The sequence below is a fragment of the Glaciimonas sp. GNP009 genome (genome assembly GCF_054343755.1).
Genome location: NZ_JBTGUV010000004.1, coordinates 1,864,361 through 1,888,063, shown reverse-complemented (window position 1 = coordinate 1,888,063; position 23,703 = coordinate 1,864,361). Strand labels below are relative to the sequence as shown.

21 protein-coding genes are annotated in these 23,703 nt (G+C 48.6%); 15 read left to right on the top strand and 6 right to left on the bottom strand.

All coding sequences use genetic code 11. The features are described 5' to 3' along the window. Nucleotides 1-131: 131 nt before the first annotated feature. The 8 genes from rpsD to ACXX82_RS09180 all read left to right on the top strand — a co-directional run bounded on the left by rpsD (nt 132) and on the right by ACXX82_RS09180 (nt 7,576). Complete coding sequence (gene rpsD, locus ACXX82_RS09215) at nt 132-755, top strand: 30S ribosomal protein S4 (protein WP_108441470.1); 624 nt, start codon at nt 132-134, stop codon at nt 753-755. 99 nt (nt 756-854) lie between these two features. Continuing rightward, a complete protein-coding gene (locus ACXX82_RS09210; RefSeq protein ID WP_205322884.1) occupies nt 855-1,832 on the top strand; it encodes a DNA-directed RNA polymerase subunit alpha in 978 nt (325 codons plus the stop codon). A gap of 180 nt (nt 1,833-2,012) precedes the next feature. Continuing rightward, nucleotides 2,013-2,408, top strand: a complete 396-nt coding sequence (gene rplQ / locus ACXX82_RS09205) for a 50S ribosomal protein L17 (protein ID WP_205322885.1) — start codon at nt 2,013-2,015, stop codon at nt 2,406-2,408. Between the two features lie 221 nt (nt 2,409-2,629). Continuing rightward, on the top strand, nt 2,630-3,571 hold the full coding sequence (locus ACXX82_RS09200; RefSeq protein WP_458562806.1) for an ATP-binding cassette domain-containing protein: 942 nt from the start codon (nt 2,630-2,632) through the stop codon (nt 3,569-3,571). Between the two features lies 1 nt (nt 3,572). After that, complete coding sequence (locus tag ACXX82_RS09195; protein WP_458562805.1) at nt 3,573-4,349, top strand: ABC transporter permease; 777 nt, start codon at nt 3,573-3,575, stop codon at nt 4,347-4,349. 43 nt (nt 4,350-4,392) lie between these two features. Continuing rightward, nucleotides 4,393-4,695: a divalent-cation tolerance protein CutA gene (gene cutA / locus ACXX82_RS09190; RefSeq protein ID WP_458562804.1), complete on the top strand. Its 303-nt coding sequence runs from the start codon at nt 4,393-4,395 to the stop codon at nt 4,693-4,695. Further along, nucleotides 4,696-6,564, top strand: coding sequence for a protein-disulfide reductase DsbD (gene dsbD, locus ACXX82_RS09185; protein WP_322233911.1), 1,869 nt, complete (start codon nt 4,696-4,698; stop codon nt 6,562-6,564). Between the two features lie 373 nt (nt 6,565-6,937). Further along, a complete protein-coding gene (locus ACXX82_RS09180) occupies nt 6,938-7,576 on the top strand; it encodes a peroxiredoxin (RefSeq protein ID WP_322233909.1) in 639 nt (212 codons plus the stop codon). Nucleotides 7,577-7,656: 80 nt separating this feature from the next. Here ACXX82_RS09180 and ACXX82_RS09175 read toward each other — a convergent pair whose 3' ends face one another. From ACXX82_RS09175 to yihA, 3 genes are all read right to left on the bottom strand, one after another. Next, a complete protein-coding gene (locus tag ACXX82_RS09175) occupies nt 7,657-8,814 on the bottom strand; it encodes a magnesium transporter CorA family protein (protein WP_322233907.1) in 1,158 nt (385 codons plus the stop codon). A 188-nt stretch (nt 8,815-9,002) separates the two neighbouring features. Next, nucleotides 9,003-10,028 (bottom strand): porphobilinogen synthase, encoded by a 1,026-nt coding sequence (gene hemB / locus ACXX82_RS09170; protein WP_322233905.1) that lies wholly within the window; start codon nt 10,026-10,028, stop codon nt 9,003-9,005. 370 nt (nt 10,029-10,398) lie between these two features. Continuing rightward, a complete protein-coding gene (gene yihA / locus ACXX82_RS09165; protein WP_322233902.1) occupies nt 10,399-11,124 on the bottom strand; it encodes a ribosome biogenesis GTP-binding protein YihA/YsxC in 726 nt (241 codons plus the stop codon). Nucleotides 11,125-11,385: 261 nt separating this feature from the next. Here yihA and ACXX82_RS09160 point away from each other — a divergent pair, with 261 nt between their 5' ends. The 6 genes from ACXX82_RS09160 to msrQ all read left to right on the top strand — a co-directional run bounded on the left by ACXX82_RS09160 (nt 11,386) and on the right by msrQ (nt 18,780). Next, entirely contained in the window at nt 11,386-12,048 is a 663-nt protein-coding gene (locus ACXX82_RS09160) for a c-type cytochrome (RefSeq protein WP_322233901.1), read from the top strand. Nucleotides 12,049-12,250: 202 nt separating this feature from the next. Continuing rightward, nucleotides 12,251-14,407, top strand: coding sequence for a cytochrome c biogenesis protein ResB (locus ACXX82_RS09155; protein WP_322233898.1), 2,157 nt, complete (start codon nt 12,251-12,253; stop codon nt 14,405-14,407). A 115-nt stretch (nt 14,408-14,522) separates the two neighbouring features. After that, entirely contained in the window at nt 14,523-15,668 is a 1,146-nt protein-coding gene (ccsB, locus tag ACXX82_RS09150) for a c-type cytochrome biogenesis protein CcsB (RefSeq protein WP_322240293.1), read from the top strand. 4 nt (nt 15,669-15,672) lie between these two features. Next, on the top strand, nt 15,673-16,383 hold the full coding sequence (locus tag ACXX82_RS09145; RefSeq protein ID WP_458562803.1) for an HAD-IA family hydrolase: 711 nt from the start codon (nt 15,673-15,675) through the stop codon (nt 16,381-16,383). 480 nt (nt 16,384-16,863) lie between these two features. Continuing rightward, nucleotides 16,864-17,844: a protein-methionine-sulfoxide reductase catalytic subunit MsrP gene (gene msrP, locus ACXX82_RS09140; RefSeq protein ID WP_322233893.1), complete on the top strand. Its 981-nt coding sequence runs from the start codon at nt 16,864-16,866 to the stop codon at nt 17,842-17,844. Between the two features lie 270 nt (nt 17,845-18,114). Then, nucleotides 18,115-18,780 carry a protein-methionine-sulfoxide reductase heme-binding subunit MsrQ gene (msrQ, locus tag ACXX82_RS09135; RefSeq protein WP_322233891.1) on the top strand — a complete coding sequence of 222 codons (666 nt, stop codon included), beginning with the start codon at nt 18,115-18,117 and terminating at the stop codon, nt 18,778-18,780. Between the two features lie 123 nt (nt 18,781-18,903). On the opposite strand, the gene lysA is transcribed toward msrQ, so the two are convergent. Together lysA and lptM are read right to left on the bottom strand one after the other, a co-directional pair. Further along, nucleotides 18,904-20,193: a diaminopimelate decarboxylase gene (gene lysA / locus ACXX82_RS09130; protein ID WP_458562802.1), complete on the bottom strand. Its 1,290-nt coding sequence runs from the start codon at nt 20,191-20,193 to the stop codon at nt 18,904-18,906. Nucleotides 20,194-20,220: 27 nt separating this feature from the next. Then, on the bottom strand, nt 20,221-20,490 hold the full coding sequence (gene lptM / locus ACXX82_RS09125; protein WP_458562801.1) for an LPS translocon maturation chaperone LptM: 270 nt from the start codon (nt 20,488-20,490) through the stop codon (nt 20,221-20,223). Nucleotides 20,491-20,542: 52 nt separating this feature from the next. Between lptM and cyaY the strand changes: the two genes are divergently transcribed. After that, a complete protein-coding gene (gene cyaY / locus ACXX82_RS09120; RefSeq protein WP_322233885.1) occupies nt 20,543-20,875 on the top strand; it encodes an iron donor protein CyaY in 333 nt (110 codons plus the stop codon). A 222-nt stretch (nt 20,876-21,097) separates the two neighbouring features. Here the strand turns inward: cyaY and ACXX82_RS09115 are convergent, their stop codons facing one another. Next, nucleotides 21,098-23,413 carry a penicillin-binding protein 1A gene (locus ACXX82_RS09115; RefSeq protein WP_322240291.1) on the bottom strand — a complete coding sequence of 772 codons (2,316 nt, stop codon included), beginning with the start codon at nt 23,411-23,413 and terminating at the stop codon, nt 21,098-21,100. Nucleotides 23,414-23,703 lie beyond the last annotated feature (290 nt).

Sequence of the window (23,703 nt, the reverse complement as noted above, 5' to 3'; positions counted from 1 at the left end):
TAACCCGCCAATGACCTTGGCGGGTTTTGTTCTTAAGCCCACCGTCTGTTTGTAGGTAGAACAGACTAGCGTCAGGTAGCGTTAGCCCTTACAGGCTATACAGCCAGGCGTCACTCATCAAAGGAATTAAAGTGGCACGTTATATTGGACCTAAAGCAAAACTATCACGCCGTGAAGGCACGGATCTGTTCCTCAAAAGCGCACGTCGCTCTTTGGATTCGAAGTGCAAACTGGATTCAAAGCCGGGTCAACATGGTCGTACCTCAGGTGCGCGTACTTCGGACTACGGTAACCAATTGCGCGAAAAGCAAAAAGTTAAACGTATGTACGGTATTTTGGAACGTCAATTCCGTCGTTATTTCGCTGAAGCAGACCGTCGCAAGGGTAACACCGGCGAAACGCTGCTGAGATTGCTGGAAGCGCGTCTGGATAACGTTGTTTATCGTATGGGCTTTGGTTCGACTCGTGCTGAAGGCCGTCAATTGGTCTCGCACAAAGCGTTCACAGTCAACGGTAACGTTGTTAACATCGCTTCTTATCAAGTCAAGGCTGGTGACGTTGTTGCTGTTCGTGAAAAATCGAAAAAGCAAGTACGTATAGTTGAGGCGTTGTCGCTTGCAGAGCAAATCGGTATGCCTTCATGGGTATCCGTTGACGCTAAGAAAATGGAAGGTACTTTTAAGTCCATGCCAGATCGCAGCGAAATCGCCGCTGATGTCAACGAATCGTTGATCGTCGAACTGTACTCGCGTTAATTCGTTATTATTTTTGTTGCCCATCCTCGGATGGGCTTTTTTCGTAATGCCATCAGCCTTATCGGTGTAATGAGCCGAGGGTATTGAAAAGGACATTTCATGCAAAACAGTTTGTTGAAGCCCCGTATTATCGAAGTAGAAGCGCTTGGTGCAGGTCACGCTAAAGTTGTGATGGAGCCGTTTGAGCGTGGTTATGGTCACACTTTAGGCAATGCGTTGCGTCGCGTCCTGCTGTCATCGATGGTAGGCTATGCACCGACTGAAGTTACTATCGCTGGTGTTGTGCATGAATATTCATCATTGGATGGCGTGCAAGAAGACGTTGTTGATATTTTGTTGAATTTGAAGGGTGTAGTTTTTAAACTGCACAACCGCGACGAAGTAACACTGACCTTGAAAAAAGGCGGCGAAGGCGCTGTATTGGCTTCCGATATCGATCTGCCGCACGATGTTGAACTGGTTAATCCAGACCACGTTATTGCGCATTTGACCGGTGGCGGTGAGTTGGATATGCAAATCAAGGTCGAAAAAGGCCGTGGTTATGTACCGGGTAATGTTCGTCGTTTGTCGGAAGATTCGAACAAGACGATTGGCCGTATTATTTTGGATGCATCTTTCTCACCAGTTCGCCGCGTGTCATACGCAGTTGAGTCGGCTCGTGTCGAACAACGTACGGATTTGGATAAGCTGGTCATCAACATTGAAACGAATGGTGTAATTACGCCAGAAGAAGCGATTCGTCAGTCAGCACGTGTGCTGGTTGATCAATTGAATGTGTTTGCCGCACTGGAAGGTACTGAAGCAGCTGCTGAAGCACCATCACGCGCACCGCAAGTTGATCCTATCCTGCTGCGTCCGGTCGATGATCTGGAACTGACAGTGCGTTCAGCGAACTGCCTGAAAGCAGAAAATATTTACTATATTGGTGATTTGATACAGCGTAGTGAAAATGAGCTGTTGAAGACACCGAATCTGGGTCGCAAGTCATTGAACGAAATCAAAGAAGTTTTGGCATCTCGTGGTCTGACTCTGGGTATGAAATTAGAGAACTGGCCTCCTGCTGGTCTGGAAAAGTAATTCTGTTGTAATTAATATTTGTTGTTTCAACGCGGACGGGTTAAAATCTCGGCCCTGTTGAGACGATTTGGTTATGTTGACCAAGCTGTTGTTAACTCGTACTAACCGGCCCGCGACTAGGTGATAAGCCTAAATCGATCGAAGAGCTGGATTTAAACTCAAAAACTGAAAGGAATTATCATGCGTCATCGTCACGGCCTACGTAAGTTAAATCGTACCTCTTCCCATCGTTTGGCCATGTTGCGCAACATGACTGTTTCGTTGCTGCGTCACGAAGCAATCAAGACGACATTGCCAAAAGCAAAAGAATTGCGTCGCGTTATCGAGCCGATTCTGACATTGGGCAAGACCGATACACTAGCGAACAAACGTCTTGCTTTCGCCCGTCTGCGTGACCGCGAAATGGTATTGAAATTGTTTGCTGAATTCGGCCCTCGTTACGCAAACCGTAATGGCGGTTACCTACGCATCTTGAAAATGGGTTTCCGTGTTGGTGATAACGCTCCGATGGCATTCATCGAGCTGATGGATCGTCCTGAAGTCAGCGACGACGCTGAAGTCCCAACAGCTGACTAAGACGTCACAGGTTACAAGTAACGCATTGCGTTAAAATCGAAAGCCAGGCTATGCCTGGCTTTTTTGCATTTCCCGTACACTGAAAGAAGTTTTTGCGGTTGTTCATTCTGCTGTCGATTAGTCACGATTTTTATCATTGATATGAAACGTCGCTGTCCGATGATTTGCTACGCATTGGCGCGTGGCTCTCGTAATAGGTGAAATAGGTAAATTGATAATTTATGTCTGAAATCCCAGATTCATCTATTTTAAGCGTCACTGACCTACGTAAATCCTTTGGTGCAAAAGATTCTCGGACGGTTGTCATCGACGGGCTTTCGTTTGCCTTGCGGGCGGGCGAATGCTACGGATTGTTGGGGCCGAATGGTGCAGGTAAGACAACCACATTGCGCTTGTGTCTGGGCTTGACGACAGCGGACAGTGGAGATATTTGCCTCGCAGGACACCCTGTGCCGGCAGACGCGCGTTTGGCTCGCTTAAGAGTCGGTGTGGTGCCACAGGGCGACAACCTGGATCCTGATTTCACCGTGTCGGAAAACCTTTTGGTATTTGGTCGCTATTTTGGCATTCCTGACGCGGTTATTAACGCCAGGATTCCGAAGTTGCTGGAGTTTGCCAATCTAGGTACCAAGCAGCATGCGCGTATCAATGAATTGTCGGGCGGCATGCGAAGACGTTTGACCCTGGCGCGCGCTTTGGTGAATGATCCTGATCTGATTTTTATGGATGAGCCGACTACCGGCCTCGATCCACAAGCCCGGCATATGATCTGGGAGCGATTGAAGACTTTGCTGAGTCAGGGCAAGACCATCCTGTTGACTACGCACTTTATGGACGAAGCAGAGCGTTTATGTGACCGACTCGCGGTTGTTGATCATGGAAAAATGATTGCTGAGGGATCGCCGCGTGAGTTGATCGCGCAGCATATTGAGTCTGAGGTCGTTGAAATTTACGGCGACAATGCAAAGGCGTGGCTTGATGCAAATAATGGCCATGCTTCGGCGCGGATAGAGATAAGTGGTGAAACGGTTTTTTGTTATACCAACGATGCGCAGACGTTGGTCAGAATGCTTCAGGGGGCACACGGCGTGCGTTACATTCATCGCCCCGCTAATCTTGAGGACTTATTTCTAAAACTCACTGGCCGTGAAATGCGGGATTAAAATGAATATCTACGCACTTCCTGAATTTTCTAAACGCTTCCAACCGATCTGGCGACGCAATTTTCTGGTATGGAAGAAGCTCGCTGTCGCCAGTGTTCTGGGAAATATAGCTGATCCCCTGATTACCTTGCTCGCGTTCGGTTACGGCCTCGGTAGTTTGTTAAAAGAAGTTGACGGCATTCCCTACATTCACTATCTCGCATCAGGCTCTATTTGCATGTCGATCATGTGGGCGGCGTCTTTTGAGGCATTGTATTCAGCTTTCTCACGCATGCACGTGCAAAAAACCTGGGATGCGCTTTTAAATGCGCCATTGGCGCTCGATGACGTGATATTAGCCGAAATGTTGTGGGCCGCGACGAAGTCGATTTTTTCCGGTGTGGCGATTCTTCTGGTGATGTTTTGTCTGGGAATAGGGTTGCATCTCCACACGTTGCTGGTACTGCCTCTATTGTTCTTGATCGGCATGACGTTTGGGTCGTTAGGCTTGGTCTTCAATGCGCTGGCCACAGGTTATGACTTCTTCACTTATTATTTCACTTTAGTGTTGACGCCCATGATTTTTTTGTCTGGCGTCTATTATCCATCCGCACAGTTGCCTTCATGGCTACAAATAGTCGCCCATATATTGCCTCTGAATGCCGCGGTAAATCTGGTGCGACCGCTATTGTTAGGCAATTGGCCGGTCACGCCAATCACTGATTTGGCTATTTTAGTAGCGTATTGTTGCGTGGGATTTTATGCTGCCGTGGTCTTGACCCGGCGGCGTTTGTTGTAAGGAGTAGACTCGTGGGGCGACTATGTTGGATGTGATCTTAGTGATGACCACAATGCCGAATGTGGTCGACGCAAACGTACTCGCGGAGCAACTCGTGGAACGTAAGCTGGCGGCGCGTGTCAACCTACTGCCGGCGGTGCAGTCTGTATATCGATGGGAGGGAGTTTTAGAGCGAGCAAACGAGGTGGCGATGCTGATTAAGACTACGACGGAGCGTTACAGTGAACTTGAGGAATTTATAAAAGCGGCGCATCCCTATGCGCTGCCAGAAATCATTGCGATCCCGCTGGTTAGCGGCTTACCAGCCTATCTCGAATGGATAGGCGCAGCAACACAAAGGAATTGAATGTTTACCTGGAGCAAACTGCGATCGATGTTTTTTGTCATCCTGAGCCTGATGGTTCTATTGATGTCTTCTGCGCGTGCAGAAGAGGATTATCTGGCGCCTGAAGTCGCATTTAAATTTTCTGCGCGTATGGCCGATCCCAAAACCGCCGAAGTGACTTATGCAATTGCAGATGGTTATTACATGTACCGTGAGCGGTTTAGCTTTAAGGCTGAGGGCGCGACGTTGGGTGAGCCGAAAATTCCCGCGGGTGTGGTTAAATTTGATCGGACTTTTCAGAAAAATGTGGAGATTTATCATCACAGGGTGACCATCAATATTCCGGTCGAGTCCACCAAGGCATTTACGTTGATTGTTACAGGTCAGGGATGCGCGGATAAGGGCTTGTGTTACCCACCTATGGAGCATCGCGTTAATCTGTCTGCCGATGGCATTACAGCTGGCGGAGGCTTGATGGGTGCAATCTCTGCAGCGAAAGGTGCTGGCGCAGCGCTTGATACCTCCTCATCGTCCCGTACATCAAATCCAAATATCGATACGCCATCGAATTCTGTTGTTAGTAATTCCGCAGTATCTTCCGTGGACTTATCCGGCGGCTCTGACATCGGCCGTATCGAATCATCATTGAAGGGCGGCAAACTGCTGGTTATCATGCCGTTGTTTTTGTTATTAGGGCTCGGCTTGTCATTCACTCCTTGCGTGTTACCGATGGTCCCTATTTTGTCGTCGATTATTGTCGGCGAAGGGACGAAGGTTAAACGACGTCGTGCGTTTGTGTTATCGGTTGCTTATGTGTTGGGAATGGCGCTCGTTTATACCGCGCTCGGCGTCGCAGCAGGTCTTGCTGGCGAAGGTTTGTCGGCGGCGTTGCAGAACGCGTGGGTATTGTCTGCTTTCGCGCTGCTGATGGTATTGATGTCGCTATCTATGTTTGGTGTATATCAATTGCAGTTGCCCGGATCGATGCAAACCAAGTTGTCACAAGTGTCGGATAAGCAATCATCGGGCAAACTGGTAGGTGTTTTCGTAATGGGTGCGCTTTCTGCATTGATCGTTGGTCCTTGCGTCGCGGCTCCGCTAGCGGGCGCGTTGGTATACATCAGTCAAACGCGCAATGTGGTTATTGGCGGTAGTGCGTTGTTTGCGATGGCTGTGGGGATGAGCGTGCCGTTATTATTAGTCGGTATTTCGGCCGGTGCGCTATTGCCCCGCGCAGGTGCGTGGATGGAGTCTGTTAAACGATTCTTTGGTGTGCTGATGTTAGGCGTGGCGGTGTGGATGGTCTCGCCGGTCATTCCTGCGGCAGTGCAAATTCTGTGTTGGGCCGCGCTAGGAATCGGTTACGGCGCTTATTTGTTGTGGCACGTGTCCACCAGTTGGTTTTCGAAAGCGGTCGGTTTGGTGTTCGCTGCACTCGGAATTTTGCAGTTAGTGAGCGTTGTAACGGGTGGTCGTGATGTACTGGCACCGCTGGCGCAATTAGGTAGTGGCACGCAAGCGGCGCATACCGAATTTGTGAGAGTCAAGTCGGTTGCTGAGCTGGATGCAGCGTTGGCCCAAACGAATGGTAAACCGGCATTGCTGGATTTCTATGCTGACTGGTGCGTATCGTGCAAAGAGATGGAGAAATTTACGTTTACTGATCCGCGTGTTAAAGCCCGCCTCAACGATATTGTGTTGCTGCAAATTGATGTGACCGCAAACAACGCCGACGACAAGGCCATGCTCAAACGCTTCAATTTATTCGGGCCTCCCGGGATTATACTTTTTGATCACCGAGGTAAAGAGTTGGCTGGCGGTCGAGTGATTGGTTTTCAGAATGCGGATAAATTTACGCAGTCATTGGCTGTTTTAGATCAGCCTCGGTAAGGTAAAGGGGTACACCGCCGGTTACAAGTGATCAGTGATAGTGCCTTGCATCAAGTTCTTAAAATCAACATGTCACGAGTTTCAACATAGGGTAAAGTTATTTGCATAGTCGTTAAAAATCCTTAGAAAAGTCTTTCGATGAGATTATAGTTTTAGGGCTATCAAAGTCCCGGCTGGAATCAATAACGGTTCTAAGAAATTGGTAATGCGCACCGAAGGCAGTCAGATGAGCAGACAAATTTCATGAGATTGCGTTAATGTTTTCTGTGGTTTTCAGAATGCCGTCGGTATTTTTTACGATATCTTTACAGATATTTTGCCGATTCACTGGCGCAAATTTGTCCGATAACCGAATTATTTAAAGGAGATTGACATGACCCTACGTCTTGGCGACGTTGCCCCTGATTTTCAGCAAGATTCTTCGCTGGGCCAGATTAAATTTTACGATTGGGCTGGCGATTCCTGGGTGGTACTCTTTTCTCATCCATCTGACTTTACACCCGTATGCACGACCGAACTTGGTTTGACTTCTAAATTGAAATCGGAGTTTGAGCAGCGCGGCGTTAAGGTGATTGCACTCTCGGTTGATCCTGCGGATAAACATCTGGAATGGATTAAGGACATCAATGAAACCCAAAACACCATAGTGGGCTTCCCTATTATCGCCGATGCCGACCGCAAGGTTTCGGAACTATACGATTTGATTCACCCGAACGCGAGTACAACGGCCACTGTACGTTCATTGTTCGTCATTGATCCAGCCAAAAAAGTACGTTTGACCATTACGTATCCGGCCAGCACGGGCCGTAATTTTGATGAAATTTTGCGGGTGATTGATTCGTTGCAATTGACTGACAGTCACTCGGTCGCAACGCCAGGTAATTGGAAGGATGGTGACGATGTGGTGATCGTGCCTTCGTTACAAGATGAGGAAATTCTCAAGCAAAAATTTCCTAAAGGATACAAGGCGATAAGGCCTTATTTACGCTTAACTCCGCAGCCAAATAAATAAAAACGTACCTTAAAAAAAGGCCTCAAACACGTGTGTTTGAGGCCTTTTTTTTCTATCTTCATTACGCCGCGATGACCGCATTAATGGCGCTCTGACGGAGGATTTTCAAGATAGCGGCGGCGGCGAAAGAACGCTAACATCCCGACGACAATGAGGACCATGCTGATCATGGTCAACCAAAATCCAGTCTTATTTTGTAGCAATGGCATGACGGCAAAATTCATTCCGAAAATACCGGTAATCAAGGTAAGCGGCATGAATAGCGCGGTAATAACGGTCAACGTGCGCATCACTTCATTGGTCCGATGTGCAACCGCAGAGAAGTGGATTTGTACAGCAGATTCAATCGATGATTCGAGACGACTGGCATGATTGAGCACGCGGGTGATATGTTCCATGACATCGTTGATGCGCACTAATAACAGGTCGCGGGTACGACTGATGGTAACCCCGTCACCCTCATCATCCATATCCACAAAATAATCGCGCAGCTCTTGCATCGCGTCGTGCTGTTCTTCGCACAAACTTTCAAGTTTGCGTAATTCAATCCGTGCATCAAGTAATGTCAGCCAATCCTTGAACGGCCGTGCCGGATCGAGCAAGGCACGTTGCCAGCGATCCAGTTGTGTTGTCAGCGGCTGGCGCAATTCCAAATATTTATCGACCATTGCATTTAAAAGCCGCAGCATCAAGTCTTCGGGTGACGTGGGCAATCGGTTTGTGTGCTGTGCTTTGTTACTTTTATTCGCATAATCCAGCAGTCGGCTGCGCGTTGCGCTGATGGTGCGGCTGTGGTGCTCGTGCACTGTCACCAGCGCATTTTCCAGAATGAAAAATGTAATCGGTTGCGTGGTCAGGTTGCCAAAAGCGGCGGGCAGCGGGCGCTTACTACCAATCGCAGTGGTGGGGTTATCAGGCTCCTCCGCTGCAACCGCTGCCGTATCGATATTGCGACTACCATTATCATTCCCATGTAGCGATAGCTTGCGAAATACCACCATGCCGTAATCTTGCGTTGAGTCAAAATAGGATGGGTGAGCCGGATTGATCGCATCCTTTAAATGAGGGTCGTAGATCTGCGTGCCGGTAGCGCAAGCAATCAGATCGCGCCAGCCTTCTGGATCAGCGGCAACTTCTTCATGGGTGGTGTCTATCCATAAAAAACCTTGCGGCGGAACGCTGTCTGGTAGTTCGCTAGTTTGGGTGACTTGATTGTCACCGATTAAAAAAATATCCATATTGAGTGACGAAACCGCTGAAGTGTATGGGAGTGATGCGCCATGTAATTATTGCTAATTACATGGCCTTGTTCTGCCATCATCTGACTTTCGTGATTGTCGAATGTGCGAAAGCTGTTCGCTCGCAAAAGCAAGTTTTGTATGCGGTGACTCTTTGGTACAAAGAAGCACCACATTGATTAGTTCGTTTAATTTTTGTGCAAGAGTCGCGCAATATCCAGAGCGAAATAGGTGAGTACGCCATCGGCACCAGCACGTTTAAAGGCCATCATTGCCTCCATCATTGCCTTGTCGTGATCTAGCCAGCCATTTTGTGTCGCCGCTTTAATCATCGAGTATTCGCCGCTGACTTGATAGGCAAAAGTTGGGACTTTGAATTCGTCTTTGACGCGGCGAATGATGTCCAGATATGGCATGCCCGGCTTAACCATTACCATATCTGCACCTTCAGCCAGATCCAGAGCCACTTCGCGCAAGGCTTCGTCACTGTTGGCCGGATCCATTTGATAGGTATTTTTGCTACTCTTGCCAAGATTGGCCGCTGAGCCCACTGCATCGCGGAACGGGCCATAGAATGCAGAAGCATACTTTGCTGAGTAAGCCATGATGCGCGTATGAATGTGATGATGCGCTTCCAGCGCAGTCCGGATGGCGCCGATGCGTCCGTCCATCATGTCGGAGGGCGCCACAATGTCAACGCCAGCATCGGCCTGAGTGAGTGCCTGCTTGACCAGAAGGACGCAGGTCTCATCATTGAGCACATAGCCATCGGCGTTCATGACGCCATCCTGGCCATGGCTGGTATAAGGATCTAACGCTACGTCAGTCAAAATACCCAACTCAGGAAAGCGCTGTTTTAGCGCGCGGACCGCTTGCGGAATCAAGCCGTTTGGATTGGTCGCTTCTATTCCGTCGGGGGTTTTTAGTGAGGGATTGATTACGGGAAATAGGGCTATAACCGGAATGCCCAGTTCGACGCATTCCTCGGCCACATTTATTAGCAAATCGATGGAGAGGCGCTCCACGCCTGGCATGGAAGCAACCTTCTCGCTATGATTATTTCCTTCGACCACAAAGACTGGATAAATCAGATCGGACACGGTGACGGTATTTTCGCGCATCATCGCGCGAGAAAAGGCGTCCTTGCGCATACGACGCATACGCAATGCTGGGAATGGGGCAACCAACTGGTTGGCTTTTGGGGTATTTTGCATATGAGCTCCGAGATTTTTAGTCAACGCGTGGTGCGGTATTCGTTAATCGGTGTCTGGGCTGAGTGTTGAGGAAGAAAAAATAAAATGTTAGAAAAAATTAGAAACTCTTGAACTTTTCATGTTTAACCGCCTCTTAGCGATAGGTGCATTATTCACCTCCCGCTTCCCTCCCTGAGCGGGGCCATGTCGCTTTTAGTGATAAGGCATTCAGCCCTGAAGATCTTCCCCTTTCTTCAGGGCTTTTTTATTCCCGAGAGGTTTGCGATGTAAACATCATGGCATCCACGGATTTAATAATGTGCTTTAGTTTCCCTGTCGGTTCCTACAGGTTTCACTAAAATTTCTTTTATCAGCAGCCGCACGAACCAGATTATTTGTTATCTGCTTTCTGGGTATCAACGCCAGCGTCGGCGTCAGGTTCTTCTTTCGTGACGTTAACTAAACCCGCTAACTCAAGAATGCGCTGATTGGCTTCATCTAAACCAGTGCGTTTCAACGCTGAAAACAACTGTGCCGTAAATGGCAGTGGTTGATTATTTTCGTCAACGTAACTACCTAAAAAAGTATGTGCCTGGCGTAAAGCATTGGTTGCATCGTTTCGATTGAGCTTGTCAACCTTGCTTAATATGCAATGAATTGGCTTGCCGGTTGGGGCAAACCACTCGACCATTTGCACATCCAGGTCAGTAAATGGCCGACGGGAATCTACAATAAGTACTAATGCAGCTAATTGTGAACGACGGCGAACATAATCGCCGAGTAGCTCCTGCCAGTGCAATTTAGCGGATCCTGAAACTTGCGCATAGCCATAACCGGGTAAATCGACCAACATTGCGCGAATTTCATCGACCTTAGTTTCATCTTTGCGATGCTGACCGACTTGCGCGCCACCGATTGAAAAATAGTTGATATGCTGGGTGCGCCCGGGCGTTTTAGAGGCAAACGCAAGCTTCTTCTGATTGCACAGAAGGTTGATGGCGGTTGATTTGCCTGCGTTTGAACGACCCGCGAAGGCAATCTCAGGGATTTGGGTGTTGGGTAAATCACGGAGGTGATTTACCGTAGTAAAAAAACGGGCTTGCCAGAGTAGAGACATGGAATGAGCAGAAAATGCGGTAGAGGCGGCGAAAATGCCGGAAAGCTATTGTACAATAAGGGGTTGTGTAATGCTGCATTGCGTATGTCAATAGCATGCCGCTAACGCAGAGGAGATATAGTTGGAGTTTGTTAAACCGCCAACAGACCATGCGTAACATTGATAGCAGTGACAGCCGCCATAAGCGATAGCAGCAATAATTACTCGCCGTCTGGGCAGAATTTATTGTCAAGTTTAATTATAAAGTCTCAGGGTGTTTGAATGAACCGTGCGTTTCTATCCGTTTTAAAGTCAGTATTTATTTCCATGCTGGCTTTGTCGTCCTTTGCCTATGCAGCAGATGCACCGGCAGTGGCTCCAAAAGTCGATCTTGCGAAGGGTGAAGCCTTATATACTAATGGCGATCCAACCCGGAATATTGCCGCCTGTATTTCTTGTCATGGTGCTGCCGGTGCTTCCACAATTAGCCAAAATCCGAAATTGGGTGGTCAGCACGCTGCATATGTTTATAAGCAGCTAAAAGATTTCCAGGGCCCTGATCGCAATAATCCGATCATGACGATGTTTGCCAAAGCATTGACTGACGATGAAATGAGAAATATCGCTGGTTATCTGGATGCGCAAAAAGCCAAGCCAGGTGCGGCCAAAAACAAAGATACGCTCGATATGGGCAAAAAAATCTTCCGCGCAGGCATAGCAGAAAAGAATATTCCGGCTTGCGCAGCTTGCCATGGTCCTGGCGGTTCTGGCATTCCAAATCAATTTCCGCGTATTGGCGGACAACATCAGGATTACACTGTCGCCGAGCTAACCAATTTCCGTAGCGGCGTGCGTAAGAATAGTCCACAAATGATGACCATTGCCAAACGCATGTCCGACGACGAAATGAAAGCTGTAGCAGACTACATTGCTGGCTTGAAGTAGCAACAAATACTAAATTCGCGAATAGACTTTTTTTTGAAACCTCATACGCACCATCAAGATTGCGCCCGTGATGCTCGCCGTAGCTGCGTACAGTTGCGGTTTTCGGCACAACCTTGAAGGTGGTCGCGACGGTTCTGAAAGAAGTCAAATAAAGGGGGGCGGCGAAGGTCGTCCCTTTTTCTTTTCAAAAGAGCAATTACTTATGAGCATCAGTAACAAACCGACGACCGGCCTTGACGACGCACCGCGCACTGGCGGCATAGAGTTGAAGACCAAACACCGGTGGCTCGCCGAGGCAGTGGAATTAGTGTCCTCGATGCGTTTTGCCATTAGCATGCTGACGTTAATTGCGATCGCCTCAATCATCGGCACCGTACTAAAGCAAAACGAGCCAATGCCGAACTACGTTAACCAGTTTGGGCCATTTTGGTTTGATGTTTTTGCAAAACTAGGTTTGTACGCTGTGTATTCGACATGGTGGTTTTTGCTGATAATGGGATTTTTGGTCCTGTCTACGTCACTCTGCATTAGCCGCAATGGTCCGAAAATGCTAAAGGACATGCGTAGCTGGAAAGAAAATGTCCGCGAGCAATCATTGCGCAACTTCCATCACAAAGCGGAGTGGACCGCTCCAGTGATACCGGCCACGCTGACGCAGCAGTTATTGGCACGGATCGCTGCCAAAGGATATAAGACTAAAGTTGTTCAAAAGAATGATGCAGTATTAATAACGGCAAAACAGGGCGCAGCGAATAAGTGGGGCTACATCTTCGCACACAGTGCCATTGTGATCATTTGTATCGGCGGACTATTAGATTCTGATCTGCCAATTCGCGCCCAAAAGTTAATTTTTAATAAAACGCCTTTCAGCGGCACGGGCGTCATCGCCGATATTGGTCCGGAGCACCGTTTAGGGTTGGGAAATCCAACCTTTCGGGGCAACTCGTTGATACCTGAAGGTTCTGCCAGTAGCACGGCCATTATTCCGCAACAAAATGGGGTCTTGATTCAGGATTTGCCATTTACGCTGCAACTCAAACGTTTTGTCATTGATTATTACAGCACCGGCATGCCTAAGTTGTTTGCCAGTGACGTGGTATTGCGCGACAACGTCACGGGTGAAACAGTCACATCAACCGTCAAGGTTAACCAGCCCCTGATTTACAAAGGAATATCGATTTACCAATCCAGCTTTGAGGACGGTGGCAGCAAATTACGGCTTACCGCATTTCCGATGCTAGGCGATCAAAACAAGACCTCACCTTTGGCCGGTGTTGTCAATGGAACGACGCCACTAACTGCCGGTCCTAATAATGAGTATACGGTTGAATGGTCAGGTTTTCGCCCGTTTAACGTGGAGAATATGGCGCAATCCGGTCAAGATTTACGTGCTGTTACCAAGACCAAAAGGAGTTTTAACCAGACATTGTCGGACGACATTGGTAAGCATATGGGTTCGGGTGCTAAAAGCGCCAATGTTAAAGAGTTGAAAAACGTCGGGCCGAGTGTTCAGTATAAGTTGCGTGACAAAACGGGTCAGGCACGCGAGTTTAGCAATTACATGCAACCGGTGAAAGTCGATCAGGATTATGTGTTCCTGGCGGGTGTGCGCGATGTGCCGGATGAGCCATTCCGTTATCTGCGCATTCCGGCTGATGAAAATGACTCGGTAGAAGAGTGGATGCGCCTGCGTTCGGCGTTGATGAACCCGGAGTTGCGGAAACTGGCAGCGCAGCGTTATGCACAGCGTGCTATTCCTCAAGCACGAGCCGATATGCCAACTTTGCGCGACCAGTTGGAGCAATCTGCATTGCGCGGATTGTCGATGTTTGCCGGTGATGGCAAACAGGCCGGATATATGGCGATATCGAAATTCTTGGAGCAGGTTCCGGCGCAGGAGCAAGAAAAAGCAGCTGATATTTTCATGAAAATATTGAACGGCAGTCTGTGGGATTTATGGCAGGTGGCGCGTGAAAAGGATGGTTTGAAGGATATTCCTGTGAATGAAAAAAACACGCGCTTCCTACAATTGAGCAGTAATGCACTGTCTGACGCAACCTTCTATAATGCTCCGGTATATCTTCAACTCACTGGCTTCGACGAAATCAAGGCCTCGGTATTCCAGGTGACGCGTTCGCCGGGTAAGAAAGTGGTCTATTTGGGCTGTTTATTCTTGGTTCTAGGTATCTTTTCGATGTTATACATACGAGAGCGGCGCTTGTGGGTATGGATACGTCCCGACAGTCTGGTCGAAGGTCAGTCGCACATATTGATGGCCATGAGCACGCAGCGAAAGACGCTGGATTTTGAAAAAGAAGTTGATGTGATGAAAATACATTTAAAGCAATCGCAAGGCTAACCCGAATCCGCCCGCAGTAATGACTAAAATGCAATCGTCATTACGCGTCCTCAGATTCAGCAATTAAATACATACATGCGCCCTGCGCAAAGATAAGAACGATTCGGAGATCATGATGGAACTGACCCAAACTTATTCACCACCGGATGGCTTTTTTAAGCGTTTGTCGATACTAGACTGGTTGTTCGCTTTTGCGCTGGTGGCCGGTTCACTCTTCGCATTGGGTCGGTATGGCACGCATATGGACTATTACGAAAAAGGCGTGTTGCTTCTGGCTGCTCCGACCTTTGCGCTAGTGGGCTGGAACTGGAAATCGGTCCGCTGGTTAATGCCGTTGCTAGCCTTATTGGCGCTGTCTGCGATTGCCATGTATGGCGGCGTGCTTGATATGGCAAATAAGAAATTTTTTCTCAAATATATTCTTTCCAGTCAATCCGCAATTCTGTGGATGGGCACTTTATTCTTTCTATCCACATTTTTCTATTGGATCGGTTTAATTGCGCGGTCAGATTTCGGTTCGTCGATCGGTTCCAAATTATGTTGGGCAGCGGTGATATTGGGATTTACCGGCTTGCTGGTACGCTGGTATGAGTCCTATCTGATTGGTGTGGATATCGGTCATATACCAATTTCTAACCTGTATGAAGTTTTTATTCTTTTTAGTCTGATTACAGCATTATTTTATTTATATTACGAGCAACGCTACGGTACGCGCCAACTTGGTCCGTTTGTCATGCTGGTGATTTCTGCTGCTGTCGGCTTTTTGCTTTGGTACACGGTTGCGCGCGATGCCGCTGAAATTCAACCACTGGTGCCTGCACTACAAAGCTGGTGGATGAAAATTCACGTACCGGCCAACTTTATCGGTTATGGCACGTTCTCAATGTCCGCGATGGTGGCGATGGCCTATTTGCTGAAATCAAGCGGCTATCTGGTTGATCGTCTGCCGCCGTTGGAAGTGCTGGACGACGTGATGTACAAGGCGATTGCGGTTGGCTTCACATTCTTCACTATTGCTACCATTCTCGGTGCGCTTTGGGCTGCGGAAGCCTGGGGCGGTTATTGGTCATGGGATCCAAAGGAAACGTGGGCGCTGATTGTCTGGCTCAATTATGCCGCCTGGCTACACATGCGGTTGATGAAGGGCCTTCGCGGTCGCGTCGCCGCTTGGTGGGCGTTAATCGGCCTCTTGGTGACGACCTTTGCTTTCCTCGGCGTGAATATGTTTCTGTCTGGTTTGCATTCTTACGGCGAGTTGTAAAAAGATGTCCGCACTATTGCCTATTATTGCAAGCCCGCTTGATGGTTCGTTGAAGAGTGCGATTAAAAACTCTTTAACGGATGGCGAAGTCGATCTGGTTATTTTCGATTCTGACGGTACTTTGGTTGATAGCGAGCTACTGGCTGCTGAGGCAATGGTAGATTATGCTGCCGAGTTCCAGATAGTCATGACCGTGACCGAAATCATGGAGCGATTCAAGGGCGGCAAAATGGCCGATTGGGTTCTCGCCATGGAGCAATTAGGTGGCGCGGCGTTGCCAGAGTCATTTGCTTTGACCTTACGTCAACGCACCGCCGTTCTATTTCGGGAGCGACTACAGCCGGTTGAAGGCGCCCTGGAATTGGTGCGCTCCCTCAGCATACCTTTCTGTCTGGCCTCCAATGGGCCGCGTGACAAAATTGAGTTGTGCCTGGGAGTCACTGGTTTGTTACCCTATTTTGAGCGACGCATTTTTAGCGCCTATGAAGTGGGCACGTGGAAACCCGAGCCAGGTTTATTCTTACACGCAGCCGAGCAAATGGGCGTCAACCCCTCGCGTTGCGTCGTAGTCGAAGATAGTGTTCCCGGCGCAAAAGCGGCCGTTGCAGCTGGCATGCGCGTATTTGCGTTACAAACCGGCGACGTCGAGCCTGGCATGCCGGCACAAGCAACCGTTATCAAACGGTTGGATGAGTTATACGATCATTTCGGCTAATCGCCGTGAGTGCGCTTGCGCATTAAAACGTCCGCGTTCTGCCTTAATTGCCTTATCCCTATATGATGGCTGGTTGGTGGCGTCGGCTTCGACAATGCTAACTTGCGGTTACGCCTTGGCGATGTCATTTGGTAGTCTCAGCTTAGTCTAGCTCGACCTATTTCGGCTGCCTTAATTGGTCGGCAACTCTTTCTGCCGGATCGATTGGGATTTTGGCACAGCGATGGCAAAATTCAGGTAGCAGTGTGATGGCGGTTTCTGTTTAATGACGCACCTCCATTGCTTTTATTGCATTGAAAAAAGTCCTTTACTTAGATTAAGTTGCATCTGCGACTCAACATTTTGCGTATAAGTTAGAGAGGGTCTGTAAGGATAGGTGACGCCCGTCGACCAATGAGCATATCAGCAACACCCCTATTCGTATTTAAACAGCCAAGCACAATAGACAAATTGTCTCACCGATTTTCACAGGAGATTCGCATGCTGATTCGCCGCAGCCAAAACATCATAGAAATTCCCGCCGCATCCGACATTACGCCGCGTGCGATATTTGATTCGCGCCGCAGTTTTATTCGTCAATTGGCCGTGGGTTCTATCGCCACCGGATCGATCTTGGAACTTGCCTCGCATGAGGCTTTTGCGCAAAACTCTACGTTGCCAAAACTTGCCGCGAAGCGCAATGCTACCTACGTAGTCACCGATAAGGCGACTCCTTATAAAGACGCCACAACGTATAACAATTATTACGAGTTCGGGACTGACAAGGCCGACCCTGCGCAAAATGCTGGGACCTTGAAGACCAGGCCCTGGAGCGTCTCAATCGAAGGAGAAGTGAAAAAACCGATGACGCTTGATCTGGACAGCCTGATGAAACTGGCGCCGATGGAAGAGCGCATTTATCGGCTCCGTTGCGTGGAAGGGTGGTCCATGGTGATTCCTTGGATCGGTTATTCGCTTTCGGCATTGATCAAAAAAGTTGAGCCGACCAGCAATGCAAAATATATTGAATTCACAACTTTGGCTGACAAAAAGCAAATGCCTGGCCTGAGTAGTCCAGTGCTTGAGTGGCCTTATGTTGAAGGTCTGCGCATGGACGAGGCGATGCACCCGCTGGCGCTGCTGACCTTCGGTATGTACGGCGAAGTATTGCCCAACCAAAATGGTGCGCCGGTGCGGATGGTATTGCCGTGGAAATATGGTTTCAAGTCAGCTAAGTCGATTGTCAAAATTCGCTTTCTGAAAGAGCAGCCAAGAACTGCCTGGAATCTGACTGCGGCGAATGAATATGGGTTCTATTCCAACGTAAATCCCAACGTCGATCATCCACGCTGGTCGCAGGCAACCGAACGCCGAATCGGCGAAGACGGTTTTTTCACCAAAAAGCGTCCCACTTTGATGTTCAATGGGTATAACGACGTCGCATCGTTATACACAGGGATGGATTTGAAGAAATATTTCTAATCGTTAAGCGGTTTAAAGTACCCAAATATATGAGCCCGGAGCGTCTTAAAGATGCATAAAAGTCGGCTCTACAATTTGGGTCGCACCCGATATTGATGCCATTTTTTCTGACGAAGTTAGAGCAGAGTCTTTGTGGAAGTAATTTTCCAACAATCCTGCAGCGTCGAATAAAACAATACGAACTGAGTCTGGTATTGCGGCGTTAAGCGGTCTGGCACAAACGTATAGACAATATGTCGCAACACGTTTTTCTGATGTCGAAAGTAGACAATGATTAATCCAAATCCTAAGCAATTCCGTGTTCTGAAAGCCGCACTATTTGTGCTGGCTTTGCTTCCTTTCATTCGATTATTTGTGTACGCGTTCACGGATCAACTCGGGGCCAATCCAATCGAATTTATTACGCGCAGTACTGGCGACTGGACCTTGTATTTTTTGTGTATTACTTTAGCGGTGACGCCGTTGAGACGCTGTACCGGTTGGAACTGGTTGATTAAATTGCGGCGCATGCTAGGTTTGTTTGCGTTCTTTTATGCTGCCTCGCACTTCACTACTTTTCTTTGGTTTGATCATTTTTTTGACGTTACAGCAATGCTCAAAGACGTCTACAAACGGCCATTTATTACGGTAGGATTTATCGCGTTTGTGCTACTGATTCCCCTAGCGCTAACGAGCACTAACGGCATGATTAAACGGCTTGGTGGCAAGCGTTGGCAATGGTTGCATCGCACCGTGTACGGCATTGCCATGCTGGGAATTTTACATTTTTGGTGGATGCGCGCAGGAAAGCATAACTTCGAAAAACCAATCGTATTTGGCACAATCGTTGGCGTGTTATTACTGTTGCGCGTTTATTGGTATTTCAAGCAAAAGCGCGGTGCAAGCAACCGTCAGACAGATGGTATTCAAAAGCGCCAGATAATCTCTCCGCAATGAGCACACAGCAATAAAAATTGATTTACTGTCAAGGCATTGCAATCTGGCATGGTGTGAAATAAAAAGGGGCAGGGTATTTTTACCGTGCCCCTTTTTTACTCCATCACTTTCGTATGCTGACTGTTATGGCAGCATGGATTCCAGCGCAAACAAATCTTGCGGCGCTTCCCGCTTGCGTATCAAATGGACCTCGTCACCATCCACCATCACTTCAGCAGCACGTCCACGTGTGTTGTAATTGGACGCCATCGTCATACCATAAGCGCCAGCGGACTGGAATGCTAGCAAATCGCCTTGTTCGACCGCCAGGACGCGTGCGCGAGCCAACCAGTCGCCCGACTCACAGATCGGCCCAACGACGTCGTAGGTGGCGCTGCTGGCCTTAGGATTCAGTTCTATAACAGTTTGAACACCATGCCATGCTTCATACAATGCCGGACGCATCAAGTCATTCATTGCGGCATCAACCACCGCAAAATTTTTGCTCGTACCATATTTCAAATATTGCACTTCAGTGAGTAAGATACCGGCATTTCCTACAATCGAACGGCCTGGTTCAAACAGCACTTTCAAAGGTATCCCTTGATATTTTTCCTGGCGCCATGTGTCAATTTTGGCGAACAAACGGCCGAGATAGGCGCTTACCGCAACAGGTTTTTCATCATCGTAAGTGATCCCGATACCGCCACCGATATCGAGATGGTGCACGTGTATATTTTCACTCGCTAACTGATCTATTAATTGGATGACCTTTTCCAGCGCTTCAAGCAATGGCGCGTCGTCCAGCAATTGCGAGCCGATGTGGCAGTCGATACCGGTAATGTCAATATGTGGCAAAGTAGCCGCTGTACGATAGCAGGACAGCGCGTCTTCGTAGGCGACACCGAATTTGTTATCTTTCAGGCCGGTCGAAATATAGGGATGGGTTTTGGCATCGACATTGGGGTTAACCCGCAACGAAATAGCAGCGGTCTTGCCCATTTCGCCAGCGACCTCGTTAAGTCGGTGCAGTTCTGGAATTGATTCCACGTTAAAGCATAAAATATCGTGCGTCAGCGCCAAACGCATTTCATCACGTGTTTTGCCAACACCGGAAAAAATTACCTTGCGCGGATTACCGCCAGCAGCCAGAACCCGCAATAATTCGCCACCCGACACGATGTCAAAACCGGAACCGAGTTGACTCAGTACTTGCAGCACGGCCAGATTAGAGTTGGATTTGACCGAATAACAGACCAATGATTCTGCAGCCTCGCGGCCGCCCGCGGTACAAGCGTTGGCATAAGCCAGGAAATGATCGGTCAGAGCTGCTTTGGAATAAACGTAAGTCGGTGTTCCAAATTGCTCCGCGATAGAGGTCAGAGAGGTGTTTTCGGCGTGCAGTGCACCGTTTTGATACGAAAAATAGGACATGGAAAAGTCAGTTATGAAGTCAATAAATTATTGGGAAATAGTGTCAGGCCCAGTTGGCTCAGGCGGTACCATTTGAGTGTGTGGTCCCGCTTTCGCTGCTCCGCTCTCCGTGGTACCCGGTGCCGTCACTGTTGCCGGTGTCGCTAGCGGCGCGGATGTTCCAGATGGTTGCGTAGCCAGTGGAGGTATTTTTGGCATGAAAAGAGGGCCTTTTTGACCGCAGGCGGTCAGGAAGAGCGAAAATGCAAGCGTACTACCTAAAATTGCTACGCGGGACAAATCAAATGATGGTTTCACGGATTAGAATCACTGAGTAAGTTTAACAACATGGAATGGATTGGAGTTTAGCATGACAGAATCAGAATTTCTGGTTGCGGCTGAGGCGACCTTGAGCGCGCTAGAGGCGGCATTGGAGCGTGCCAACGATAACGACGAGTTGGATGTTGAGTGCAGTCGTCGCGGCAATGTACTGGAAATCGAATTTATCGATAACGGATCAAAAATCATCGTCAATAGCCAGGCACCGATGCAAGAGCTGTGGATTGCGGCCAAATCGGGCGGTTTTCACTATAAATTGAAAGGTAACGTCTGGCGCAATACACGTGATGACTCTGAGTTTTTTGCCGCTTTATCAACTATGGTCGGCGAGCAAGGCGGAACTACATTACAACTAAAGCCTTAGTCGGACTCACGCAAAATAGCATCAGTGGCTGGCTAACGCCCAGCCACCTGAATGGTTTCCGGGCGATACCGTTCTCACGTTTTTAATGTCATCGTCTGTCTGTCTGTCTGTCTGTCTGTCTGTCTGTTTCGTTCGTTCGTTCGTTCGTTCGATTTTGCGTGAGTTATCATCTGACCAGCGCTGTTTTTGTACGTTTGTCAAAACGCACCTAACTGCTTGTGTCTAGAACAATTCGTTTTTAACCTCGTCTTGCGCTTTATCATCGCCACCAGGAGCGCCAGTACTGCCGACGCCAATACTTTGGGTACCGGTGCCCGGCGGATATTCAGCATAATAATACTCACTGCCACTGTGCAGCAGGCCTTCTGGTACTTCTCGCTCCACAGTCGGAAGTCCTTTTAATGCTTTTTCCATATAGTCGACCCAGATTGGAAGTGCCAGGCCACCACCAGTCTCGCGATCTCCCATATTTTTTGGCTGATCAAAACCCATCCAGGTGACAGCAACCAACGTCGGTTGATAGCCCGCAAACCATGCATCCATCGAATCGTTGGTGGTACCGGTTTTGCCCGCCAGATCGGTGCGTTTGAGTGACATCGCTTTGAATCCGGTGCCAGCACGCACGACATCTTTGAGCATGCTATCCATCAGAAATGCGTTGCGTGCATCGATGACCCGATTGTTTTCATCGCCAGCTTTGGCGGGGTGCGCTTCTGCCAACACCTGGCCGTTCGCATCCAGAATTTTACTAATGAGGTAAGGATTGACCTTATAACCGCCATTGGCAAATACCGCATAGCCAGCGGCTAACTGTAAAGGCGTCACGGCCCCTGCTCCGAGGGCGAGCGTCAGATAAGGAGGATTCTTGTCTGGATCGAATCCAAAACGGGTCGCATATTCCTGCCCGTATTGCGCACCAATCTTATCGAGAATACGTACTGATATCATGTTCTTGGATTTCATCAATCCTCTGCGCATGGTCATCGGACCTTCGTATTTATTGCCATAATTTTTTGGCTGCCATACCTGACCGCCTGTCAGGCCGCCGCCAAAAGTAATGGGCGCATCGTTGATTATTGTCGCTGGCGACAAACCTTTTTCGAGGGATGCAGAATAAATGAATGGCTTGAACGCAGAGCCCGGCTGACGCCACGCTTGCGTCACATGATTGAATTTATTCCGATTAAAATCAAAGCCCCCCACTAAAGCGCGAATAGCGCCATCGCTGGTGCTGGTGGAGATTAACGCCGATTCCACCGCAGGCATTTGCGTAATGATCCAGGACTTTTCATTTTGCATCACGCGGATGATAGCGCCGGGTTTCACTTTGCGTTGAGGTGGCGCTTTGTCGCTCAATAAATTTGTGGCAATACTTAAGCCGCTACCGGTAATCGTGATTTCTTCTCCGGTGGAAAGCACGGCACGGACGCTTTTCGGATTCGCCTCCAACACCACAGCGGCAACAATATCATCGCTGTCAGGATGGTCGGCTAGCTCCACTTCGATCGCGCCATCCAACTCTTCCTTTGAGCCGGTAGGAATGGTCATATAGCCTTCGGGGCCGCGGTAACCGCGTCGTTTGTCGTAGCTCATCACGCCCCGTCTCAACGCAAAGTAGGCGGCGTCCTGATCGGCCTTGGTGATTGTGGTGAACACATTCAAACCACGTGTGTAAGTGGCGTCCTTAAATTGTTCATAGACTAATTGTCGGGCCATTTCAGAGACATATTCCGCATGAATACCAAATTCGGTCGCCCCGGTTTTTAAGCGCAGTGGCTCGTTTTTGGCTTGATCATATTGGCCCTGCGTGATGTAGCCCAACTGCAGCATCCGCAACAAAATATATTGTTGACGCGCAGTGGCCCGTTTCGGATTAACAACAGGGTTGTTGGCCGATGGTGCTTTGGGCAAACCTGCGAGCATGGCGGCCTCGGCGATAGTCAGTTCCTGTAATTTTTTACCAAAATAAACTTGTGCAGCCGAAGCAAAACCATAGGCTCGTTGTCCCAGATAAATCTGGTTCATGTACACCTCAAGAATTTGATCCTTGGTCAAATTTTGCTCGATTTTCCAGGCCAGGGGAATTTCATAAAGAAATTTACGTGAGGCCTTCTGGAGAAATGTTGGTTCGTTACTGGTCAGGAAAAAATTACGCGCAACCTGTTGTGTAATCGTACTGGCACCGCCGCCGCCGCCGGTCAGGTTAGAGAATGTGGCGCGCAAAATACCTTGATAATCCACGCCGCCATGTTGATAAAAGCGATCATCTTCAATCGCAAGAACGGCTTTTTTAACGACATCAGGAATGTCGTTAATATGCACCAGACTGCGCCGTTCTTCGCCAAACTCACCGATTAGCACACCGTCTGCCGAAAAAATACGAAGCGGAATTTTGGGACGGTAGTCGGTCAGCGAGTCCAGAGCAGGAAGGTTCGGCCAAGCCAGCGCAAGCATGAATCCAAATGTAAGTGCCGCGATTGCCATAAGGCCCGCGACGATACCGAAAAATCCAATGAGCAGCCTTAACGCCAACGGCATGCGACGCTTTGGCGTTGGGACTGATGTCGGATTGCTAGAATTTAAATCGGAAACTGGAGGTGTCATGCGCGTGTGAAATATCTGTAGTGATGGGACGCATTATAACGGCACGCGTTAAACGTACAACAGGGCATAAAACTTGCAAGCCTTGGCAATATACTTAAATTTGTTATTTCTCGTACAAAATCACACAGAAAGTGGACAAAAAGCATTACATTTGACAATTATTTTCCATCGATGTGACCGAAATTGGCGGTCCATCTGGACTTAGTTGCCGCCTGGAAAAAAGT

Bases quoted from the DNA above. Each gene is read 5' to 3' on its own strand.
- ACXX82_RS09200 (WP_458562806.1), top strand. From the start codon at position 2,630: ATGTCTGAAATCCCAGATTCATCTATTTTAAGCGTCACTGACCTACGT.
- ACXX82_RS09160 (WP_322233901.1), top strand. From the start codon at position 11,386: ATGAACCGTGCGTTTCTATCCGTTTTAAAGTCAGTATTTATTTCCATG.
- hemB (WP_322233905.1), bottom strand. From the start codon at position 10,028: ATGCAAAATACCCCAAAAGCCAACCAGTTGGTTGCCCCATTCCCAGCA.
- ACXX82_RS09145 (WP_458562803.1), top strand. From the start codon at position 15,673: ATGTCCGCACTATTGCCTATTATTGCAAGCCCGCTTGATGGTTCGTTG.
- ccsB (WP_322240293.1), top strand. From the start codon at position 14,523: ATGGAACTGACCCAAACTTATTCACCACCGGATGGCTTTTTTAAGCGT.
- ACXX82_RS09210 (WP_205322884.1), top strand. From the start codon at position 855: ATGCAAAACAGTTTGTTGAAGCCCCGTATTATCGAAGTAGAAGCGCTT.
- lysA (WP_458562802.1), bottom strand. From the start codon at position 20,193: ATGTCCTATTTTTCGTATCAAAACGGTGCACTGCACGCCGAAAACACC.
- rplQ (WP_205322885.1), top strand. From the start codon at position 2,013: ATGCGTCATCGTCACGGCCTACGTAAGTTAAATCGTACCTCTTCCCAT.
- msrQ (WP_322233891.1), top strand. From the start codon at position 18,115: ATGATTAATCCAAATCCTAAGCAATTCCGTGTTCTGAAAGCCGCACTA.
- cutA (WP_458562804.1), top strand. From the start codon at position 4,393: ATGACCACAATGCCGAATGTGGTCGACGCAAACGTACTCGCGGAGCAA.
- cyaY (WP_322233885.1), top strand. From the start codon at position 20,543: ATGACAGAATCAGAATTTCTGGTTGCGGCTGAGGCGACCTTGAGCGCG.
- ACXX82_RS09180 (WP_322233909.1), top strand. From the start codon at position 6,938: ATGACCCTACGTCTTGGCGACGTTGCCCCTGATTTTCAGCAAGATTCT.
- msrP (WP_322233893.1), top strand. From the start codon at position 16,864: ATGCTGATTCGCCGCAGCCAAAACATCATAGAAATTCCCGCCGCATCC.
- dsbD (WP_322233911.1), top strand. From the start codon at position 4,696: ATGTTTACCTGGAGCAAACTGCGATCGATGTTTTTTGTCATCCTGAGC.
- ACXX82_RS09115 (WP_322240291.1), bottom strand. From the start codon at position 23,413: ATGCCGTTGGCGTTAAGGCTGCTCATTGGATTTTTCGGTATCGTCGCG.
- ACXX82_RS09175 (WP_322233907.1), bottom strand. From the start codon at position 8,814: ATGGATATTTTTTTAATCGGTGACAATCAAGTCACCCAAACTAGCGAA.
- ACXX82_RS09155 (WP_322233898.1), top strand. From the start codon at position 12,251: ATGAGCATCAGTAACAAACCGACGACCGGCCTTGACGACGCACCGCGC.
- yihA (WP_322233902.1), bottom strand. From the start codon at position 11,124: ATGTCTCTACTCTGGCAAGCCCGTTTTTTTACTACGGTAAATCACCTC.
- ACXX82_RS09195 (WP_458562805.1), top strand. From the start codon at position 3,573: ATGAATATCTACGCACTTCCTGAATTTTCTAAACGCTTCCAACCGATC.